This is a genomic window from Hymenobacter endophyticus (assembly GCF_032464715.1).
Lineage (GTDB): Bacteria > Bacteroidota > Bacteroidia > Cytophagales > Hymenobacteraceae > Hymenobacter > Hymenobacter endophyticus.
This window is the reverse complement of the sequence record NZ_JAWDJT010000002.1, coordinates 253,079-273,544: the sequence shown is the minus strand read 5'-3', so window position 1 is coordinate 273,544 and position 20,466 is coordinate 253,079. Positions and strand designations below refer to the sequence as shown.

15 protein-coding genes are annotated in these 20,466 nt (G+C 57.9%); 12 read left to right on the top strand and 3 right to left on the bottom strand.

Annotated features, from left to right (window positions below):
- Positions 1-45: 45 nt before the first annotated feature.
- The 10 genes from ROI90_RS03575 (at position 46) to ROI90_RS03530 (ending at position 11,790) form a co-directional block, all read left to right on the top strand.
- Positions 46-2,502, top strand: a complete 2,457-nt coding sequence (locus ROI90_RS03575) for a GumC family protein (protein WP_315996955.1) — start codon at positions 46-48, stop codon at positions 2,500-2,502.
- A gap of 16 nt (positions 2,503-2,518) precedes the next feature.
- Positions 2,519-3,283: a tyrosine-protein phosphatase gene (locus tag ROI90_RS03570; protein WP_315996954.1), complete on the top strand. Its 765-nt coding sequence runs from the start codon at positions 2,519-2,521 to the stop codon at positions 3,281-3,283.
- A gap of 36 nt (positions 3,284-3,319) precedes the next feature.
- Positions 3,320-4,318: an NAD-dependent epimerase/dehydratase family protein gene (locus ROI90_RS03565; protein ID WP_315996953.1), complete on the top strand. Its 999-nt coding sequence runs from the start codon at positions 3,320-3,322 to the stop codon at positions 4,316-4,318.
- Positions 4,319-4,525: 207 nt separating this feature from the next.
- On the top strand, positions 4,526-5,923 hold the full coding sequence (locus ROI90_RS03560; RefSeq protein ID WP_315996952.1) for a tetratricopeptide repeat protein: 1,398 nt from the start codon (positions 4,526-4,528) through the stop codon (positions 5,921-5,923).
- Positions 5,924-6,114: 191 nt separating this feature from the next.
- Positions 6,115-6,948: a phosphosulfolactate synthase gene (locus tag ROI90_RS03555; RefSeq protein WP_315996951.1), complete on the top strand. Its 834-nt coding sequence runs from the start codon at positions 6,115-6,117 to the stop codon at positions 6,946-6,948.
- Between the two features lie 85 nt (positions 6,949-7,033).
- Complete coding sequence (locus tag ROI90_RS03550; RefSeq protein ID WP_315996950.1) at positions 7,034-8,371, top strand: PQQ-dependent sugar dehydrogenase; 1,338 nt, start codon at positions 7,034-7,036, stop codon at positions 8,369-8,371.
- A 173-nt stretch (positions 8,372-8,544) separates the two neighbouring features.
- Positions 8,545-9,465, top strand: coding sequence for a TraB/GumN family protein (locus ROI90_RS03545; RefSeq protein WP_315996949.1), 921 nt, complete (start codon positions 8,545-8,547; stop codon positions 9,463-9,465).
- Positions 9,466-9,547: 82 nt separating this feature from the next.
- Positions 9,548-10,249 carry a fused MFS/spermidine synthase gene (locus ROI90_RS03540; protein ID WP_315996948.1) on the top strand — a complete coding sequence of 234 codons (702 nt, stop codon included), beginning with the start codon at positions 9,548-9,550 and terminating at the stop codon, positions 10,247-10,249.
- A 44-nt stretch (positions 10,250-10,293) separates the two neighbouring features.
- The gene (locus ROI90_RS03535) at positions 10,294-10,950 is read left to right on the top strand and encodes a DedA family protein (RefSeq protein WP_315996947.1); all 657 of its coding nucleotides are present in this window, start codon (positions 10,294-10,296) and stop codon (positions 10,948-10,950) included.
- Positions 10,951-11,046: 96 nt separating this feature from the next.
- Positions 11,047-11,790 (top strand): shikimate dehydrogenase family protein, encoded by a 744-nt coding sequence (locus ROI90_RS03530; protein WP_315996946.1) that lies wholly within the window; start codon positions 11,047-11,049, stop codon positions 11,788-11,790.
- A gap of 133 nt (positions 11,791-11,923) precedes the next feature.
- On the opposite strand, the gene ROI90_RS03525 is transcribed toward ROI90_RS03530, so the two are convergent.
- A complete protein-coding gene (locus ROI90_RS03525) occupies positions 11,924-14,404 on the bottom strand; it encodes a TonB-dependent receptor domain-containing protein (RefSeq protein WP_315996945.1) in 2,481 nt (826 codons plus the stop codon).
- A 299-nt stretch (positions 14,405-14,703) separates the two neighbouring features.
- Here ROI90_RS03525 and ROI90_RS03520 point away from each other — a divergent pair, with 299 nt between their 5' ends.
- Both ROI90_RS03520 and ROI90_RS03515 read left to right on the top strand, forming a co-directional pair.
- Entirely contained in the window at positions 14,704-15,825 is a 1,122-nt protein-coding gene (locus ROI90_RS03520; protein WP_315996944.1) for a sensor histidine kinase, read from the top strand.
- 135 nt (positions 15,826-15,960) lie between these two features.
- On the top strand, positions 15,961-16,719 hold the full coding sequence (locus tag ROI90_RS03515) for a LytR/AlgR family response regulator transcription factor (RefSeq protein ID WP_315996943.1): 759 nt from the start codon (positions 15,961-15,963) through the stop codon (positions 16,717-16,719).
- A 110-nt stretch (positions 16,720-16,829) separates the two neighbouring features.
- On the opposite strand, the gene ROI90_RS03510 is transcribed toward ROI90_RS03515, so the two are convergent.
- Both ROI90_RS03510 and ROI90_RS03505 read right to left on the bottom strand, forming a co-directional pair.
- Complete coding sequence (locus ROI90_RS03510; protein ID WP_315996942.1) at positions 16,830-19,397, bottom strand: TonB-dependent receptor domain-containing protein; 2,568 nt, start codon at positions 19,395-19,397, stop codon at positions 16,830-16,832.
- A gap of 174 nt (positions 19,398-19,571) precedes the next feature.
- Positions 19,572-20,417, bottom strand: a complete 846-nt coding sequence (locus tag ROI90_RS03505) for an ABC transporter permease (protein WP_315996941.1) — start codon at positions 20,415-20,417, stop codon at positions 19,572-19,574.
- Positions 20,418-20,466: the final 49 nt, after the last annotated feature.

Sequence of the window (20,466 nt, the reverse complement as noted above, 5' to 3'; positions counted from 1 at the left end):
TAGGTAAAGCACAGTCTCATTCATTTTTGTATTACCAGAACATACATGGCGGCGAAAGAAGACGCTGAATTAGAAGAGCTTATCCGTAATGCTGGCGGTGCCGATTCAGAAGCGGAAGAAGATGGGCCAGGGTTTGATCTAACTACACTGTTAGCGGTTGCTTGGAAGAGTCTGCCTTGGATGTTGCTATTAATTGGCTTGGGCATAACTGCTTCTTGGCTATTTTTGCGCTATACACCAGCGGAATACAAGTCTACCTCTACCATCAAAATTGATGAGAAAACAGAAGCTGGTATACTAGGCTTGGAAGGCTTGGGAGGTGCTGTGGAGCAAAAACAAAATCTGAACAAGCTATCTGGTGAAATTGAGTTGATCAAGTCTGATATTATTTATCGGCGCCTCAAGGACTCATTGGACTTGGATGTAAACTATTATGTCCAAGGTACTGTGCTTGAAACCGAAATGTATGGCAGTTCGCCATTTCGGATTGTATTTGAGCCCACGTCGGACGCTGCCTACGACCAGAAAATCAATGTTCAACTCCTCAGTCCTACCCGGTTCCGCATAGTACAGCCGGAGCAGTTAGGCGGCGAAACTGCGGAATACGCAGTAGGCGTTCCGTTCATGGCAGCTGGATTCCGGATGCGCTTGCTGCTCGATAATGCACTTACTCCAACTGATTTAGAGGGAGCGTATTCTTTTGTGGTCAACAGCAATGGGGCGCTCAACGAGTATTTTAATAAAAACCTATTGGTTGACATTGTTAATCCTGACGCTAATACCATCAGCATTTCATTCACGGATCGAAATCCACTGAAGGCCCGGGCTATTGTCAATAAAATTGATTCAGTATACCTAGTGGAAAAGCTGTTGCGTAAGCAAGAGCAAGCAACCCGCGCTATGGGTTATATTAACGAGCAACTAGGCGAAAATAATCAGAAGCTGGGCCGCGCCGAGGAAGATATGCAGGCCTTTGTAAAGCGGAACGGCACATACGATGTAAAAGGTGACGTAAGCCAGATTACTACTTTACTGCAGGAGCAGGAGACGGAACGGGAAAAAATTCAGGAGCAGATTGACGTATTGAACGATTTAGCGCAATTGATAGAAAAAGAGCGTCTAACAGAACGTGCTGATGGAGATGTTACCCAGAGTATACCTGCTCTGGCTGATATTAAAGATTCTCAGTTGTCTTCCCGCATTCAGGAGTTGAGCGATGCGCAACTCGATTTGAAACGTGCATTGCTTTCGTATCAGCCGGGGGCTACCACGGCCATGCAAATTAAGGAGCAGAACATTGCCGACTTAAAAAAGATAGTGCGCCAACTGTTGCGGAAAAACAGGCAGTTAGCTCAGGGCCAGTTAATTAAACTAGATGGTAAACGGTCCGCACTGGAGAGTCGGTTACGGGCACTGCCAGAGAAACAGACGGAGCAGGCTAGGTTGCAACGTCCACTGGAGTTGTACGAAAAGTACAACCTCATCATGATGGATAAGCGCATTGAATTTGGCATTTCTATGGCGGGAGCTACAGCCGATTTTCAGATTCTGTCGCCGGCCAGCGTAGCAGAGCGTATTTCGCCTGTTAAAATTATGATCTATGCTATTGGGCTGGCGGCCGGAATTATTTTGGGACTAGGATTAATTGCCGTGCGCTACCTAATGCACAATACGGTAACAAATATTCGGGAGCTAGAACGCAGTACTGGGGCCTCAGTGCTCGGAGTCATTCCGACATATGACAAAGAAAAGATGGCTGTATCAAAAATGGTGGTGGATCGTAATCCTAAGTCAGCTATATCAGAAGCAATTCGTTCTATCAGAACAAACCTAGAATTCATTGCCAGCTCTAAAAAAAAGCGGCTAATATCTGTTACCTCCACCATAAGTGGAGAGGGTAAAACATTCGTAACAGTCAACTTAGCCGGTATTATTGCCGCTTCTGACCAGCGGGTGATTATCCTCGACCTAGATATGCGCAAGCCCAAGGTAAACTTGGCTTTTGATGCCGAGAACGTCAAAGGCGTCAGTACCGTGCTTATTGAAAAGCATACTTGGCAAGAGTGCGTGCAGCACACCAGCATTCCTACACTAGATTTTATTTCGGCCGGGCCTACGCCGCCTAATCCATCAGAACTTATCCTGAGTGCCCGGTTTGATGAAATGATTAAAAGTCTGCACGAACACTACGATGTGGTAATGATTGATACACCGCCCGTAGGTTTGGTAACGGATGGTATTCTAATTATGCGCAAGGCTGATGTGCCTATTTATATCGTGCGGGCTAACTATTCTAAAAAGTCGTTCCTGAAAAATATCAACAAACTGATTCGGGCCAACGGCTTCACTAAGATGACTACCATTTTGAACGATGCCAAAACCACCGGCGGCTACGGGTATGGCTACGGGTATGGCTACGGATATGGCTACGGACAAGGGTATTATGAGGAGCCGACGAAGCCTACTGGGCTGCTGAGTGGCCTGCGGAAACGGTTGTCATAAGCATGTTTTTTGGCATATGTCCTTGTTTCAGAAGCTATTTGGTAGCCGGGAGGCGCCCATTATTCAGGTTGCCTCACTAGCTATTTTGGGCGTGGATATGCACTCCCACTTGCTGCCAGGACTGGATGATGGAGCTGAAACGCTGGAACAGTCGCTTGATTTGCTGCGGGGCTTGCAGGAACTGGGCTACCGAAAGCTGGTGATGACGCCCCATATTATGGGCGACTTCTACCGCAACACCCCTGAAGGCATCCTAGGAGCACTGAGCGGGTTGCAGGAAGCGGCCGCTAAGGCCGGGCTGAGTGGCGTTGAGTTAACCTGCGCCGCCGAGTACTACCTGGATGAGAGCTTTGGGCCGCGTCTGGAGCGAGGGGAAGAGCTGCTGAGCTTTGGTGGTGAGCGGCGTATGGTGCTGGTGGAAACCTCCTATATCAATGAGCCCTTCAACTTCACCGAAATCATCTTTAATCTGAAAGCTGCCGGGTACCAGCCGGTACTGGCCCACCCGGAACGCTACACCTACCTGTACGGCCGGTATGAGGAGTTGCTCAAAATGCGGGATCTGGGGGTATTGTTACAGGTGAACCTTAACTCCATTATCGGTTACTACTCAAGTGGGGCCAAGCATGTGGCGGAAAAGCTGATTGATGGAGGCCTCGTGGACCTATTGGGAACAGATACCCACAATGGAAAACACCTCGATAATATCCGGGATAAGGTGCTTAAGAGTGAATACTTAGCAAAAGCGCTGGCGCTGCCTCTGCTCAACAACACACTGTAATTCATCTGACCTGATCATCACACTAGTTGCCGCACTATGATTTTTGTTACCGGTGGTAGTGGTTTGGTGGGGAGGTTTCTGCTGGCTGAACTAGTAGCGCGTGGGCTGCCGGTGCGCGCCCTGTACCGACAGCAAATTCCGGATATTCCCGCCGCTGATAAGGTAGAATGGGTGCAGGGCGACGTTCGGGATGCAATAGGGTTTCGGCAGGCACTGGAAGGCATTACCCATGTATTTCACTGCGCCGGACTGGTGTCCTACGCCCCTCAGGATGAGGACGAGCTGCTGCGCATCAACGTGGAGGGTACGGCTAACGTGGTAGATGCCTGCCTGGAGCGGCCGGGCATTCGGCTGGGCGTGGTGTCATCGGTGGCGGCGCTGGGCGGCGGCACCACAGAAGCCGCAACACAACCGGGCCCGGTAGTACTAGATGAACAGACCAAATGGGACCTGGGAGCGGAACACAATGCGTATTCTACTTCCAAGTATTTGGGCGAGCTGGAAGTGTGGCGCGGAATTTCTGAAGGGTTGCAGGCCGTTATGGTGAACCCATCCGTAATTCTGGGACCAGCTGATTGGACGCAGAGTAGCACGCGTCTGTTCCGCTATGCTTACCAAGAGCATTATTTCTATACTCCCGGGGCCATCAACTTGGTAGATGTGCGGGATGTAGTGGACGCGCTAGTACACCTAACGCTGCATACTACGCGCAGTGGGGAGCGGTACGTGCTCAGTGCGGGCAGTATGCCGCTGCAGAAGCTTCTGAGGCAGGCAGCGACCAACTTCCGCAAGCGCCCGCCCAGCGTGGCCGTGCCCGACTGGGCAGCGGAGGTTATCTGGCGGCTGGAGTACATTCGGTCCTTGGTAACCGGAGCCCGGCCCCTGATAACCAAGGACACTGCTCGTGCCGGCCGGCGGCCGGTAGCATACCGGGCGGAGAAAATTCGGCGGGAAATGGGCCGCAACTTCCGACCTTTGTCGGAGACCATCAACTGGTGCTGTCAGGAGCTTAAGAGCAATGGAGTAGCGGAGTAAACAGGTGCCTGGCGCAGACAGCGCGAATGGCTGACACAGGTACTGTTACTGCTTTCCTCTGTTTCTGCACTGCTCCCGAAGAACCCATCGGCCTCCGGTGTGGTTGTTGTATAGTAAGGGCACAGCGCTTTTTTACTATAAAAGCCGTTTGCTTATTCACGGAGCCTGCCGTTTTGGCGGCGTTGTGCCGATTGTTGCCGCATGAGAATGAACGAGAATTTTGAGGACCGGGACGAAGTGCTGGCTACCGTACGCCGCTTTGAGCAGATGGTAGCCCACAACGAGCCCGTGTTTTTTGATTTGGCCGATTTCGAGAACATTATCGACCATTATACATCTACTACCCAATACGATAAAGCCCTGCAGGCCTGCGAGGCGGCCATTGCCCAGTATCCGTTCAGCACGGAGCTGCTCATTGACCGCTCACAAGTGCTGGCCATGAAAGGCGAGTACACGGCGGCCAGTATCCAGATTGAGGATGTGGCCCACCTGGACCCTGACAATCCTGATGTAGCCGTAACACGGGGCATAATTGCCACGCAGAAGGGCGAGTTTGCTGAGGCCATTGCCTTCTTTCACCAGGCAGCTGAGCGGGCCCCGGACCGGGACGACATCTTTTTCAACCTGGGGCTGGCGTACCAGAGCTGGCAGAAGTTCAAGAGTGCGGCCAAGTACTACAAGCAAAGTCTGCGCCTCAACCCCGACAACGACGTAGCGGTGCAGGAGCTGCTGTATTGCCTGGAAGTAAGTGAGCGGCTGGAAAAAAACCTGGACTTCTTCCGGCGCTTTACTGATGAGGACCCGTATTCGGCCATTGCCTGGTACAACCTGGGGCAGGCCTACCTGCGCGCCAACAAGCTCGATGACGCAGTGAGTGCCTTTGAGTATGCCATTCTCATTGATGCTAAGCTGTATGAGGCGCACGGCTACCTGGCCAGCACCTACGTGAGCATGGAGCGGTACCGGGCCGCCATTGCCGAGTTTGAGCTCAGCTACCCTGAAGGCGAGCCTTCTCCCGAGGCCCTGTGCAACATTGGAGAGTGCCACGAAAAGCTGGCCGAGTGGGACTTGGCCCGCCGCTTCTACCAACGCGCCATCGACTTGGACCCCGAGATGGACGAGGCGTGGTTTGGTATTGGCATCATCATGAATGCGCAGGAAAAGTACTTCGAGGCCATTCACTTTTTCCGCAAGGCGGTGAGCCTCTACCAGGAAAGCGTGGAGTATTGGCTGGCCCTGGCGGCGGCGGAGTACCAGATTGGCAACATTATTTCGGCGGTGGAAGCCTACGAAAAGGCCACCGAAGTAGCCCCCGACAACAAGGACGCCTGGTTGAACTGGAGCATTCTGTTGTATGAGCAGGGTAACTTCGACGGGGCCATTGACCTGATGCGTAACGCCGTGGAAATTCAGCCCATGGAAGCCGAGCTGCACTACCGCCTGTGCGCCTACCTGCTGGCAGCCGGGCGCTACCGCGAAGCCTACCAGTGCCTGGAAAACGCCCTGACCCTGGATTTCGACAAGCACCGGCTGCTGTTTGACTACTTCCCGGAGTTGGAGTCGCAGAAGGCGCTGGCCCGCCTAATTGACCAGTACCGGAAGTAAGTTGCCCGGTCAAAAAAGCAGAAGCGCAGACCTTTCCGCAAAGGTGGTCTGCGCTTCTGCTTTTTGGCGGCTGTTCCCTTCTCGCAGCACTTACAGAATTCGGGCGTACTTTTACCGCCGTTGTTTCTTCGGAAGAGGCCGCTGATGGCAAACCAGCCAGTGCCTCTCTCAAATCCCCAAGCCATTCGATAATGAACTACACGCTTAATCAACTCCCAGAGCGGACGCAGAAACCCCGTGAGCAAGGCTTCACCATGGTGATGGACAAGGGCCTGAGCGTGCGGGAAGCAGAGGACTTCCTCGAAGTGGGGGCCGAGTACACGGATATCGTGAAGCTGGGCTGGGCCACCTCCTACGTGAACCCCAACCTTAAGCGCAAGCTGGCGGTGTACAAGGAAGCCGGCATTCCGGTGTACTTCGGCGGAACGTTGTTTGAGGCCTTCATTATCCGTAACCAGTTCGATGATTATCGCCGCCTACTGCAGGAATTCGACATGGAGTACGCCGAGGTGTCGGATGGTTCCCTGGATTTGAACCACGACAAAAAGCTGGAGTTCATCCGCACCCTCTCGCAGGATGTGAAGGTGCTGAGCGAAGTAGGCTCCAAGGATGCCGAGAAGATCATTCCGCCCTACAAGTGGATTTCGCAGATGAAAACGGAGCTGGAAGCCGGCGCCGTGAAAGTAATCGGCGAGGCCCGGGAAGCCGGTAACGTGGGGCTGTTTCGCAGCACGGGTGAGGTGCGCTCGGGCCTAGTAGAGGAAATCCTGACCCAGATTCCCTCCGAAAAAATCATCTGGGAAGCTCCGCAGAAGGCGCAGCAAGTGTGGTTTATCAAGCTGCTGGGTTCTAACGTAAACCTGGGCAACATTGCCCCCAACGAAATCATCAGCCTGGAAACCATTCGGCTGGGTTTGCGCGGCGACACGTTCCTGGATTTCCTGGACCTGGAAAACGTGGACGAAATGTTCAAGCCTGAGCCCAAAGCCCAAGGCAAGCCCGGCACCTCCATGCCCCGAGGCTAACCTGAACGGCAGAAAATGAGTACACCCGAAGGCCGGACTACCCAGTAGTCCGGCCTTTTCTTGTCCATACTCACTGCTTTTTGATATGAACCGACTGATTTCCGGCTCTGCCTGGGCCTCTGTGGCCCTGCTGACAGCCTGTGGCGGCCCCTCGAAAGAGGAAAAGGCCGAAGCCGCCGCCACCACTCCCGCCGACACGGTGGCTACTGCTGCCAGCCCAGTAAATCTGCCCGAGCCTTACGCTACCAAATCGGTAACCAAGCGCAGCAAGGTGATTGGCTGGCCGGCCGGCAAAATGCCCACGGCCCCGGCTGGTTTTGTGGTAACCAAGTACGCCGATGGCCTGGTGAGCCCCCGCAACGCCTACGTGCTGCCCAACGGCGACGTACTGGTAGCCGAGGCCAACACCATCCCGACGGATGTAAAGGAAAAGGTAACGGCGCAGTTGGAGCTGGACCCGTCCAAGTCGTTGCGAGCCAGCAGTGCCAACCGCATTACGCTGCTGCGTGATACCAACAAGGACGGCAAGCCCGACACCCGCACAACGTTTCTGGCTGGTTTGAACCAGCCGTTTGGCATGGTGCTGATTGATGGTAAATTCTACGTGGCCAATACCGACGGCGTATGGCGTTACCCCTACAAAGCGGGCGAAACCAAGATCAGCGGGGCTGGCGAGAAAATCATGACGCTGCCGGCCGGCGGTTACAACAACCACTGGACGCGCAACCTGCTGGCTGGGCCCGGCGGCAAGAAAATCTACGTATCGGTGGGCTCGGCCTCCAACGTAGCCGAGCACGGTATGAAAGAAGAGGAGCGCCGCGCCAACGTGTTGGAAATAAACCCCGACGGCAGTGGGGAGCGGGTGTACGCCGCCGGCCTGCGTAACCCGGTGGGCCTGGACTGGGCCCCCGGCACCCAAACCCTGTGGACGGCCGTGAACGAGCGGGATGAGCTGGGGGATGATATTGTGCCCGATTACCTGACCAGCGTGCAGCCCGGCAAGTTTTACGGCTGGCCTTATGCCTATTTCGGGCAGAAGGAGGACCCCCGCCGTAAAGGCGAGCGGCCCGATCTGGTGAAGCAAACCGTGGTGCCCGAAGTGGCCCTGGGGCCGCACACGGCGTCATTGGGATTGGCTTTCTATAAGGCTGATAAATTCCCAGCTAAGTACCGCAGTGGCGCGTTCATCGGGCAGCACGGCTCCTGGAACCGCTCCAAATTTTCGGGGTATAAGGTAGTGTTTGTGCCCTTCAGCAACGGCAAGCCCAGCGGCCCCATGGAGGATTTCCTGACCGGCTTCATCGCCAACGAAGGCGACAAAGAGGTATATGGCCGCCCGGTAGGCATTACGGCCCTGCCCGACGGCTCTTTGCTGGTAGCCGATGACGCTGCGGATACCCTGTGGCGCGTAGCCGCGCAGTAAGCTGTCAAGTACCACAATCAGGCAAACCGGCCTGCCAGCGCTTCGGCGGTTGGTGGGCCGGTTTGCGGCGTTTAGGCGCAGTAAGTTAGCGTTGGTACAATAAACGGATGAGCGGATACGGGACGCTGCATCTTTGTGCAGATCATCCTTCACCTCTCACTTATTTCTACCCGATGACTATGTTCCGCACGCTGCTACTGGCCGGCGCTTTGGCCCTGACTTCCCTGAGCACGCAGGCCCAGAAAACCAAAATCAAGACTAAAACGGCCGATAAGGCGTCGGCAGCTGCTGCCGCTCCGGCCAACTCTCTGCTGTGGGAGGTTTCGGGCAAGGGCCTGGCGCAACCTTCTTATATCTACGGTACCATTCACCTGATTTGCCCCCAGGATTTGCAGGTGACGGAACCTATGAAACGCGCCTTTGGTAGCAGCAAGCAGGTGGTAATGGAGTTGGATATGGATAGCCCCACCATGATGCAGGAAATGCAGGCCGGCATGATGATGACCGATGGCCAGACCCTGGAAAAGCTGCTGCCCGCCGCCGACTACACCCGCGTGGGCGACTACCTCAAGGCCAAAGCCGGTATTCCTATTGCCCAACTGGGCATGCTGAAGCCGTTTATTGTAAGCTCCATCATGTACCCGGCCCTGCTGGGCTGCACGCCGGCCAGCTACGAAACCACCTTCGTGAAACTGGCGCAGGAGCAGCACAAGGACGTAACCGGCCTGGAAACGGTGCAGGAGCAGATGGGCTTCTTCGACAAGATTCCGTATGCGGTGCAGAGCAAGATGCTGGCCGACATGGTAACCAAGGAAGCCGAAGCCAAGCAGGAGTTTCAGCAGTTGCTTACCCTTTATAAAGCCCAGAATATTGAGGAGCTGCGCACTGTGAGCAGCAAAAGCAGCTTCGGATTCCAGGAGTATGAGCAGCTGCTGCTGGACGGCCGCAACCAGCAGTGGATTGCCCGCATCGAGAAGCAGGCGGCCGCGCAGCCCACGTTTTTTGCGGTAGGCGCAGCTCATTTGGGCGGTACCCAGGGCGTGCTTAACCTGCTGCGCCAGCAGGGCTACAGCGTGAAGCCGGTGCTGCAGTAAACAGTCTTTTCTGCTAACTCCCAGCGGCCTCCCGGTGGCGTAGCAAGTGCTGCGCAGCCGGGAGGCCGTATGTTTGCGCCCTATGAACAAGCTGCTTGCATCCCTGCGGAATTGGGTAAGCTACGCCCTGCCGCTGGCCCGGCGGGTGCCCTCGCGCTACAGTCCGGGGCTGGTGGTGCGCCAGCACCAGGGCCGCAAGGTGCTCGATACCCAGTACGCCAACTACAGCTACGGCCCCCTGCACCAGGTACTGCGCTACGCCCTCATGCACGTTGCCCCCAGCTTGCCCAACGCGCCGGTGCTGGTGCTGGGGATGGGCGGGGGCGGCATTATTGAGCTGCTACGCCAGGAGCGGGACCACACCGGGCCCATTACGGCCGTGGAGCTGGACCCCGCCATTGTAGAAGTAGCCGCCTCGGAGTTTGGCATCCGCCCCAATGCTACCCTGCAGATTGTGTGCGCCGATGCCTTTGCCTGGCTGCCCACGGCCCCTGCGGCAGCTTATGAGCTGATTGTGGTGGACCTGTTCCTGGACTTGCTGCTGCCCCGGCAGCTCTCGGAGCCCGGCTTCTGGCAGCACATCCGGCGGGTGCTGCGGCCCGAAGGAACGGTGATAGTGAATACGCTGCAGCAAGCCCCGCTCCATATCGGGGAGCAGGCGGCGGTGGAGTATCTGCGGGGGCTGGGCCTGCAGGTAAAGGAGCTGGAAGTGGAGTACAACCTGGTGCTGCTTGCGCGGGGCTGCTGTCAGTCAGATACAAACCTAAACGCCGCCGTGGAGTAGGCAACGGATAATCCGCTTTCTTTGTAGCCTCACTGCCGCACTCCATGGAAATTCTGAAGCATCTACTCGACTTTATCCTCCACCTCGACAAGCACCTGGCGGAAATTATTCAGGACTACGGGACCTGGACCTACGCCATTCTCTTCCTCATCATCTTCGTGGAAACCGGCGTAGTGGTGCTGCCCTTCCTGCCTGGCGACTCCCTGCTGTTTGCCGCCGGTGCGCTGGCCGCTAACCCAGCCAATGGCCTGAACGTGGGCATCCTGATTGGGCTATTGATTCTGGCCGCCGTGCTGGGGGATACGCTCAACTACCATATCGGCGACTATCTGGGGCCGCGTGTGTTCAGGGAAAACTCGAGGTGGCTGAAACGGGAACACCTGGACCGCACCCAGGATTTTTACCAGAAGCACGGGGCCAAAACCATCATTATTGCCCGCTTCATTCCCATTATCCGCACGTTTGCTCCCTTTGTGGCGGGCATAGGCACCATGAGCTACTCCAAGTTCTTGTCCTATAACCTGGTAGGCGCGGTAGTGTGGGTTGTGCTGCTGACGGGAGCGGGGTACTTTCTGGGTAGCTTTCAGTGGATTCAGAATAACTTCGGACTGCTCACGCTCATGATAATTTTCGTATCGGTACTGCCAGCCGTGTGGGAGTTCTTCAAAGCCCGCCGGGAAAACAAGCGCCCAATAGCTTAGCCAGAACCCGTTGGAATAACTACGAAAACCGCCCCGCTTACTTTGGCCGGGGCGGTTTTTTTTGTTGCTTACTTCTCAAACCTTAGTCATGCAGTTATGCCGGAATTCGGGCTCCTTGGCCGCTCCCTGAAGCACTCCTTCTCCCAGACGTACTTCACCCAGAAGTTTCATAATCTGGGCCTGGACGACCACCGCTACGAGCTGTTTGAGCTGGCTACCATCAATGAGCTGCCAGCACTACTGGCCGCGCATCCGGAGCTGCGGGGGCTCAACGTGACTATTCCGTACAAGGAGCAGGTGTGGCCGTTTCTGAACGAAGTAGCTCCCTCTGCCGCCCGGGTCGGGGCCGTCAACGTCATTGAGTTTCAGGAGGGTGGCCGCTTAGTTGGGCACAACACTGACTACATCGGCTTCCGCGAGTCCTTGCGCGGATTTCTGCCCAAAGGGGGGCTAGCAGATTTTCGGGCGCTGGTGCTGGGCAGCGGCGGAGCCTCCAAGGCCGTGGAAGTGGCGCTGAAAGATTTGGGCATCGGCTACTGGGTGGTGTCGCGCAACGCTATGGGCGCGGGGCTAACTTACCAGGAGCTTACGCCCCGGCTGTTGCAGGAGCATCAACTTATTATCAATACCACCCCGCTGGGTACTTTTCCGGAGGTGCACGAGTGCCCGCCTATTCCCTACGGAGCCCTCAGCAGTCAGCACTACCTCTACGACCTGATTTACAACCCCCGCGAAACCGAATTCATGCAGCGCGGACAAGCGGCCGGGGCGCAAACCAAAAACGGTTTCGAAATGCTCTGCCTGCAAGCCGAAGCCGCCTGGGAAATCTGGAATAAGTGAATGAGGGGAAAGGGGATGAGAAATGAAGCAAAAACGTCTGTCATCCTGAGCGCAGCGAAGGACCTTACCTTGTCTGAACGAGTCGTTCGAACGTAATAAGGTCCTTCGCTGCGCTCAGGATGACAGACGTTTGCTACCCGCCTTGCTGGCCGCCGCTGCCGCCGCCTTTGCCGTCGTCGTTGCGGATGGAGCGGCGCTGGCGCTGCCCGCCTTCCAGCTTGCCGAAGCGGTAGTTGAAGGACAGGCGGATATTGCGCTGGTAGGAGTAGAAGGAGCCGTAGTTGACGAAATCGGGGGTGGTAGTGGTGCTGCGGAACTCGCGGCCGGGCGCCAGGAAGTTGTTGAGGCCCAAGGAGAGGTCGGCTTTTTCGGCCAGCAGTAGCTTCTTGGCGCTGAGACCATAATATACGCCCCCGGAGTAGCGCGTCTGGAGCTGCACGCCGCCCGTCCAGAAGCCGCCGTAGCCCTGAAGGGAGTAGTTTTTGCTCAGCTTCAGGGAGGAGTTGACGTTCATGTAGAGGCTGGCTCGGCTGTTGGTGCCCTGGAGCACCGAGCTGTTTAGGCGGGTATAGTCGCCGCTGAGGTTGGAGCTCAGGTCCCAGTCTTTCATGGGTTTCCAGGAGCCGTACAGGTTCACGCCGTAGTTGTACACGGTGGCCAGGTTGCCGTAGGTGGTTTCGTTGCGGGCCAATTCCTGATTATAGGAGCTGAACCTCTCAATGGAATTACCAGTGCGCCGCATGAAGGCCGAGGCGTTAAAGGAGCTTTTCTCCCCGAACGTACCGTACCCCAGCTCCAGCAAATCGGCCGTTTCGGGCCGTAGGCGGGGGTTGCCGAAGTTGACAGAGCTGGGCGTTACCTGATTAACGTAGGGGTTGAGGAAGTAAATCTGGGGGCGCTGGATGCGGCGGGAGTAGCTCAGGCGCAGCGTCTGGCCGTCTTTTTTGAGGGTGCGGGTGGCGCTCAGGTTGGGCAATACGTTCAGGTAATCGTTCTGAAAACGGCCGGCTTCGCTCTGAAACTCGCCCGCAATGGCCGTGCGCTCCAGGCGCGTGCCCAGGCTGAAGGCGTATTTCTTACCGGCCGAAAAGTTGTAGGTGCCGTACGCCGCCAGCACGTTCTGGCTGTAATCGAAGCGGTTGGAGCGGAGGGCGCTACGCGCAAAGTCAGTCTGCTGGCTTACCAGCAGCGTGTCCAGGGTATAGTCGCTGCTAACCTGGCGGCGGATGTGCTTGGCACCCAGCTCCAGCGTGTTCTTCTCCCCAAATGGGTGGGTGTAATCGGTCTGGAAGGTGGTTTCGAGGTTGCGGGCCAGGTTGCGGCTGGCTTCCCGATACTCAATAGGCCCACCAAACAACTCGGCCGTCGGGAATTGGTCGAGGCGGTATTTTTCGCGGCTGCGGTTGTTGGTGTGCTGGGCCAGCAGGCTCCACTCGCGGCGGGGCTGTTGCTCGCCGAAGGTGCGGGTGTAACCCGCGTTCAGGTCGTAGTTGCGGCTTTCATCCTGGCGGTTGATGTCGCGGGTGTACAGCGTATCCAGTTGGGGCTGGCCCTGGTATTGGTTGAACAGCTGCTGGGGGGCATCGTTACCGTACAGGTTGCCGTTGCCGCTCACCGTGAAGCTATGCAGGGGCGAGGGGTCGTAGGTGAGTTCTACCTGCCCGTAGCCGCCCGTGCCCTGGTTGTGGGAGGTAGTGCGCTCCGTGAGCTGGCCGGTACCGCCACCGGGCAGAAAGCTGGTGCGCTCCGTAAGGCTTTTAAATGGGTACAGATTGCGGAAGCCGCTGAGTTTGGTGTTCACACCTACTTTGCCGCGCTTGGCGTTCAGGCTGCCGTTGAGGCTCTGGTTACGGTTGCCGCCGCTAGCGCCCACGCTGCCGCTGGTACCCTGCAAGCTGTTCTTCTTGAGCACGATATTGATAACCCCGCCGGAGCCTTCGCCGTCGTACTTGGCCGAGGGCGCAGTAACTACCTCTATAGCCTTGATCTGGTCGGCCGGGATTTGTTTGAGGGCTTCGGCCAGGTTGCCGGCCAGCAGGGCTGAGGGCTTGTTGTTGATGAGGATACGCACGTTGCTGGTGCCGCGCAGCTGCACGTTGCCCTCCCCGTCCACGTTTACCAGCGGGGTTTTGCGCAGAATATCGGTAGCCGTGCCCCCGGCGTTGCTGGCATCCTGGTCGGCGTTGTACACTAGGCGGTCGGGCTTGGTTTCTACCACCGGCCGCTCCCCGGTTACCGTTACGCCGGCCAGGTTTTGGGCTGAGGCGGTGAGTGTGAGGTTGCCCAGGTTCTGGGGTTCGGCCGTAATAGTCACCGGCTTCATCACGCTGCCATACCCCACAAAACTGATTTGCAGCCGAAACTCGCCGGTGGGCAGGTCGCGCAACTCGAAGCGGCCATCCGCGTCGGCGGTGCCACCCAGCAGCGGGGCCGTGCCGGTAGCGGGCAGCAGGGCCACGGTGGCGTACTCCACGGGTTTCTGAGTGGCGGCATCCAGCACGCGCCCACTCAGGCGGCCGGGGCCCTTGGTGGTAGAAACCGTTGAGGTAGCCGGGGCCTGAGCGTGTACTGCTATGGGAGCCGCCAGCAAAAGCAGCGGGAAAAAGTGCTTCATAAGAAGAATAGAGAAAAAGTAATATGCATGGGCTGGATGTTGCCCAGCGGAATCGGTAACACAACGCTGCAAACCTAGTAGGTATTTGAGCCAGGAGTCATAATAATCAACCAACGTTGCGTGCAGCCTCAACCAACCCGGTTATCCGGGGCATTTGTGGCAGGGGCAGGCTGGTAAGCAGCCCGGGCAGGTTGATTGAAGCCAGCCGCCTGGTTGGTTGAAAACTCCGCCGGAAATGGCCGCGTGGTTGTATGTTGCCGGAGCATTCGGTGGGCGGTAAAGTCTGCCGGTTACTTCTCTTGGCTCTGAATCCCTCGTTTTCTCCTACCCGCGCCGTCCGCCGCCCGGCCTGGCAGCTGCCCGCATGGCTGCGGCGTTTGCCCTGGGTGCACCTGGGGTGGCTGGCGCTGCTGCTGTACTTTGATGCCCAAGGCTGGCTGCTGAACCAGGGCGTGCTCATTCCCCCGCCCAAAGACCATTTCTGGGCATTAGCCTTGACTACCAACGTCCTCGATTCGGGCTTGTTCTACCTCAACTGGTTTGCTATGCCGGCTCTGTTTCGGCGGGGCAGGCTGGGGGCGTATCTGCTGGTGCTGGCGCTGGGCCTGGTAGCGTTTTGTACCACCCGCATCGGGGTGAGCTACTACTTTGAGGAGGTGAAGGTGCAGGGCCAGAATCAGCCGCTGGGCTTTTACGTGCAGGTGTTGCAGAGCTACTACCTGCTGCTGGGCGGCCTTATTCTGGCGCTGAGCTTCTTTCTGCGGCTGGCCGGCGACTACCTGCGGGAGCGGGACAACCGCCGGGAGCTGGAGCAGCAGCATTTGCGCACCGAGTTGGCCCTACTCAAAAACCAGCTGCACCCGCACTTTCTCTTCAACACACTCAACAACATCTATTCCCTCACGCTCAACGCCTCGCCCCAGGCCCCGGAAGCAGTGCTGCGCCTCTCCCAGCTGATGCGCTACCAGCTCTACGACAGCCAGGACGACCTAGTGCCCCTGGCCCGGGAAATTCACCACCTGCAGAGCTTCCTCACACTGCAACATCTGCGCCTGCCCCCCGAGGATGCCGACGAAGCCATCCAGTTCACGGTGCTGCTGCCGCCCGGCGCCGACCACGCCTGCCGCCTGCCGCCCATGCTGCTACTGCCGCTGGTGGAAAACGCCTTCAAGCACGGCGACCTGACGGCCCGCCCCCACGCCGTGCGCCTGAAGCTGGAACTTACGCCCGAGGGCCAGCTACAGTTTCTGGTGCGCAACCGGGTGGCTCCCGAAGCCCCCGGCCCTGGCGGGGTAGGTCTGGCCAACCTGCGCCGCCGCCTGGAGTTGCTCTACCCCGAAGCCCATGCCCTGGTAGTTACTGCCAACGCCCAGGAATACGCCGTGCGGCTTTCTTTGCAGATTGGTCGTTTGCCAGCCTGAGTCGCGCTGCTATAACCTTGGTTCCCGCACAGGTTGGCAGAGGCCGTCCGGTTCGGGTAAACTTCTGCGCAGGCTCAGGGTGACGGAACAACAAGCAACAAGCATCAATTACCAACAATCAGCAACTAATCAGCCATGCCCGTTTCTGAGACAGTAACCCGTCGTCCGATGAGCTGCGTGGTGGTGGATGATGAGCCCCTGGCCCTGAAGGTGCTGGCCGAATACTGCGCGCAGGTGCCGTTTCTGGAGCTACGTGGGCAGTTTCAGGAGGCGCTGGCGGCCGTGTCCTATCTGCAGGACAACCCCGTGGACGTGGTATTTCTGGATATTCAGATGCCCCGCCTCACGGGCCTGCAGCTGGCCCAGCTGCTGCCCGCGCCCCGGCCCCTCATCATCTTCACCACCGCCCACCCCGACTACGCCGTGCAGAGCTATGAGCTACCGGCCCTTGATTATCTGCTCAAGCCCATTTCCTTCGAGCGGTTTGTGCAGGCCGCCCACCGCGCCCGCGCCGCCCTGCAGCCCCTTCCTTCAGCCCACGGCACTTCTGAACCAGTCGAATTTACGGAGCCCGGGGAGGCACTGTTTGTGAAGCAGGATAGCCGTCTGCGCCGGGTACCCATTGATGAGCTGTACTACGCCGAGGGCCAGAAGGAATACCTGATGTACTACACGGCCACCGGCAAAATCCTGACGCTGCAGTCCTTTCGCAAGCTGGAGGAGCTGCTGCCGGCCGGCCGTTTTGCCCGCATCCACAAGTCCTACCTCATCAACCTGCGCCACCTGGAGTTTGTGGAGCGCCACCGCGTGCAGGTGCACGGCGCCCAGCTGCCCATCGGCGAAACCTACCGGGAGGCGTTTTTGGAGCTGCTGCGCTACCACGGGAAGCTGTGAAATCAAGTAAAAATTGAGAATGAAGAATTAAAAATGAGCCGTTGGATGGACCCGTAACCGGACCGCCCAACGGCTCATTTTTAATTCTTCATTCTTAACTTTTAATTGACCTAGTTTCCCTGCTGGCCCTGGCCGTCGCCGCCTTGCTTCACGTCGTCGTTCTGGATGCTGCGGCGGCGTTTGGGGGCTTGCTGGGTTACTTTGCCGAAGCGGTAGTTGAAGGCCAGACGCACCCCGCGCAGGTAGATGTAATTGTTGCTTTCCTGGCGGAACTGGTCGGTGTCGAGGGTGCTGCGCAGATTGCGGGTGGCCGAGAGGAAGTTGTCGGCGTTCAGCGTGAGGTCAGCCTTGTCCTTGAGCAGGTTTTTGCGCAGGCCCACCGAGTAGAACGTCCAGGCAGCCTGGCGGCCCTGCAGCTGCACCCGCGGCGAGTTAAGCCCTCCGAAGAACTGCACGCTCAGGCCCTTCTCAAATTTGTAGCCGGAGTTTACGTTCAGGTTGTACATCACCCCGCTGTTATCCAAGTTCAAGGCATTGCTTTTCAAGGATACGTAGTACACGTTCACGTTGCCGCTCACGTCCCACTTCGGCACCGGCTTCACTGAGCCAAACAGGCTAACCCCGTAAGTGGCATTGCGGCCGATGTTGCGGAAGGTCTGGTTGTTCACCCCATTCTCCACAAACCGGTAGCTTTCAATGGCGTTGCCGGTGCGGCGGGCGTAAGCCGACATATTCAGCACCGAGCCCTTGATGAAGGTGGTGTAGTTGACCTCGTAGCTATCCGTCAGCTCAGGCTCCAGCTGGGGGTTGCCGTAGCTCACGTTCAGCGTATCGGAAGTGTTGCGGAAGGGGTTCAGGTAGAAAATCTGGGGGCGCTGGATGCGCTTGGAGTAGGCAATGCGCAGGGTTTGGCCCGGCTTCTTGGGGTTCTGGGGCTGGTAGCTCAGGCTCAGGTTGGGTAGCCAGTTGGTGTAGTTCTGCTTCACGGCCGAGTTTTCGCTCTGCTGCTGCTGGAAGCTGCCGTTGATGCGCGTATTCTCCACCCGGGCTCCCAGCTTGAAGCTCACCTTCTTGCTGGCCGAAAACCCGTAGGTGCCGTAGCCCGACACCACATCCTGGTTGTAATCGAAGAGGTTGGAGCGGTTGGGGTTATACACCGGGTCGAGCAGGCTGACGGACGGGCTGTTGAACACGTCGTAGTCACTGCTCACGCGGCGCAGAATGGCCTTGGCTCCGGTTTCCAGCAGGGCAGTCTCCGAGAAGGGGTGGGCGTAATCGGTCTGGAGGGTAGTTTCCAGGTTGCGCGAGAGGTTGTCCGATTCTTCGCGGTAATTTTTGGCTAGGTTCTCGGTGGTGTTGCCCGCAAACTGATCTAGGTAGTAGGCCTGCACGTTGCGGTTGCGGGTGTGCTGGGCCAGTACGCTCCACTCCCGGCGCTTCTGCTCAAACGTGCGGGTGTAGGAGCCGCTCATGTCATAGCTCTGGGTGCGGAAGCGGCGGTCGGTAGCACGGGTAAACTGGTTGCTCAGTGGCAAAAGCACGTTGTTAAACTGGTCGTAGTCGCCGCTGTTGCGGAACAGGCTGCCCTGCACGTTCAGCGTGAGGTTGTGGTACTGGGCCGGGTCGTAGTCCAGGCCCAGCCGCCCGAAGCCGCCACCGCCAATCGTGTTGCCGTCGCCCTGCTGTTCCAGGGAAAGCCGCTCCTGGCCGCTGCCGTCTTTCAGGTAGCGGGTGAGGTCGTTGCGGTTGGGACTGTAGAAGCCAAAACCGCTCAGCGAGCTGGTGAGGCCCACTTTGCCTTTGCGGTAGTTGAGGGAGGCGTTGCCGTTGGAGCTCCGCGTACCCGCCGCCAGCCCCGCCGAGCCATTGATACCCTCCAGATTATTTTTCTTGAGCGTGATGTTGATGATTCCACCCGTGCCCTCTGCGTCGTATTTGGCTGAGGGCGTGGTAATCACCTCCACGCTCTTGATCTGGTCGGCCGGAATCTGCTTCATGGCATCGGCCACCGAGGAGGCCACGATTCCTGAGGGCTTGTTGTTGATGAGTACGCGTACGTTGCTGGTGCCGCGTAGCTCCACGTTGCCGTCGGGGTCCACGTTCACCAAAGGCACTTTACGCAGCACATCGGCCGCCGTGCCGCCGGTGTTGGTCAGGTCTTTTTCGGCGTTGTACACAATGCGGTCCGGCTTCGTCTCGATAACGTCCCGTTCACCCGTTACGGTTACCTCGCCCAGCTTCTGGGCCGTGCCTTCTAGGCTGATAGTGGGCACCGTAGTCAGCCCGCCGGTGATAGTGACGTTGCGCGTTTGGGTAGCGTAGCCGATAAAGCTGATCTGCAGCCGGAACTCGCCGGCGGCCAAGCCCTGCAGCTTAAAGCGGCCCCGCTCGTCGCAGACGCCGCCATCCAGGGGCGTGGTGCCACTCAGGGGAAGCAGCGTGATGGTGGCAAACTCCACGGGCTTCTTGGTGGTAGCATCCAGCACGGTGCCTTCGAGGCGGCCAGTGCCTTTGGCGGCCGTGGGCAGAATGGGCTTGGCCGCCGCTGCGCCGGGCTGGCCCGGTGCGCCAGCGGGGCGCTGACCGGCTGGCGGAGCACCGGCGGGCGGCGCAGTCTGGGCCAGAACCGGGGTAGCGAGCAAGCCAGTAAGCAGCAGCGGAAGGGTAACAGTTTTCATCGAGAGATAAAGAGAAGGTAGTTGCAAAGAGAAAGTATCGGGCGCACAGCAAAAAGCAGCGCTTGCCGAACGGTAGGAAAGGGTGCCTGAAGCGTCAGGAAAGAAGGGTAAGCTGTGCGGAGAAGGCGCGCCAAGGACTGGAAAAGGATCGGCCCGTTGCCGCTACGGAAAGTTTTAATTCGTCGCGCTGCGGCGGAGCAGCAGCACGTAGCCCAGCACCAGCACTGCGGCAAACCAACCCAGGGAGTACCATTCGTGCTTGGCCAGCTCGTGGGCTACTTCCAACCCCCCGCCTTTCACCATCTTCATGGCCATGGAAGTGCCCAGGGGCGCGGCGTAGGGTATCTTATCAGCGTGCTCCCACTGCAGCAGGGCAATGGTGGCCACCACCGCGCCCATGCCCACGCCCACCGGCACCACAAAAGAGCGCCAGAACAAACTCACCACGTACTGCACCGCCAGCAAGCCCAGCGTGGCCACGTAGGTGCGCAGTAGCATCCAGACAACGGTTTCTAGCGGAATAGTGGCCAGTGCAAACCCCAACTTGGGCCGGAGCACGCTCAGCAGCATGCCGGCCCCCAGCACCAGGGCCGCAAACAGCAGCAGGGCCACGGCATTCAGGGCCAGAATCAGCAGGAGCTTGGACAAGAACACGGCCCCACGCCCCACGGGCTGGGCGTAGAGGTGCTTCCAGGCGGTGGCTTTGGTTTCGATGTGCACTACCAGGCTGGTAAGGAGCACCACAAACAGCGGCAGCAGCAGGGTGCCCGCCGTCTGCCAGCTCGTGCTGATAAACCGGGGCCAGGGGCTGCCGCCGGCTTTCATAATAATGTCGCCCTTGAAAAAGAAAATCAGGAACGTAATGAGCACCGGAAAAGCGCCGCTGAGCAAGGTAAGCCGCAATGCCGCCGTGCGCTTCAGCTTCAGGGTATCAGAGGCCAGAGTGCGACGCAGCTGCGTAATTGGAGCCGGCGCAGCGGACAGGAGTGTAAAGTCGGATGAGGGTAGGGTAGCTTCCATAGCAGAGAGTGGATAAGGAGTGATTGTCATTCCGAGTGCAGCGAGGAAT

Coding starts and splice junctions, on each gene's coding strand:
- ROI90_RS03570 (WP_315996954.1), top strand. CDS start 2,519: ATGTCCTTGTTTCAGAAGCTATTTGGTAGCCGGGAGGCGCCCATTATT.
- ROI90_RS03545 (WP_315996949.1), top strand. CDS start 8,545: ATGACTATGTTCCGCACGCTGCTACTGGCCGGCGCTTTGGCCCTGACT.
- ROI90_RS03525 (WP_315996945.1), bottom strand. CDS start 14,404: ATGAAGCACTTTTTCCCGCTGCTTTTGCTGGCGGCTCCCATAGCAGTA.
- ROI90_RS03505 (WP_315996941.1), bottom strand. CDS start 20,417: ATGGAAGCTACCCTACCCTCATCCGACTTTACACTCCTGTCCGCTGCG.
- ROI90_RS03535 (WP_315996947.1), top strand. CDS start 10,294: ATGGAAATTCTGAAGCATCTACTCGACTTTATCCTCCACCTCGACAAG.
- ROI90_RS03510 (WP_315996942.1), bottom strand. CDS start 19,397: ATGAAAACTGTTACCCTTCCGCTGCTGCTTACTGGCTTGCTCGCTACC.
- ROI90_RS03530 (WP_315996946.1), top strand. CDS start 11,047: ATGCCGGAATTCGGGCTCCTTGGCCGCTCCCTGAAGCACTCCTTCTCC.
- ROI90_RS03540 (WP_315996948.1), top strand. CDS start 9,548: ATGAACAAGCTGCTTGCATCCCTGCGGAATTGGGTAAGCTACGCCCTG.
- ROI90_RS03565 (WP_315996953.1), top strand. CDS start 3,320: ATGATTTTTGTTACCGGTGGTAGTGGTTTGGTGGGGAGGTTTCTGCTG.
- ROI90_RS03515 (WP_315996943.1), top strand. CDS start 15,961: ATGCCCGTTTCTGAGACAGTAACCCGTCGTCCGATGAGCTGCGTGGTG.
- ROI90_RS03555 (WP_315996951.1), top strand. CDS start 6,115: ATGAACTACACGCTTAATCAACTCCCAGAGCGGACGCAGAAACCCCGT.
- ROI90_RS03575 (WP_315996955.1), top strand. CDS start 46: ATGGCGGCGAAAGAAGACGCTGAATTAGAAGAGCTTATCCGTAATGCT.
- ROI90_RS03560 (WP_315996952.1), top strand. CDS start 4,526: ATGAACGAGAATTTTGAGGACCGGGACGAAGTGCTGGCTACCGTACGC.
- ROI90_RS03550 (WP_315996950.1), top strand. CDS start 7,034: ATGAACCGACTGATTTCCGGCTCTGCCTGGGCCTCTGTGGCCCTGCTG.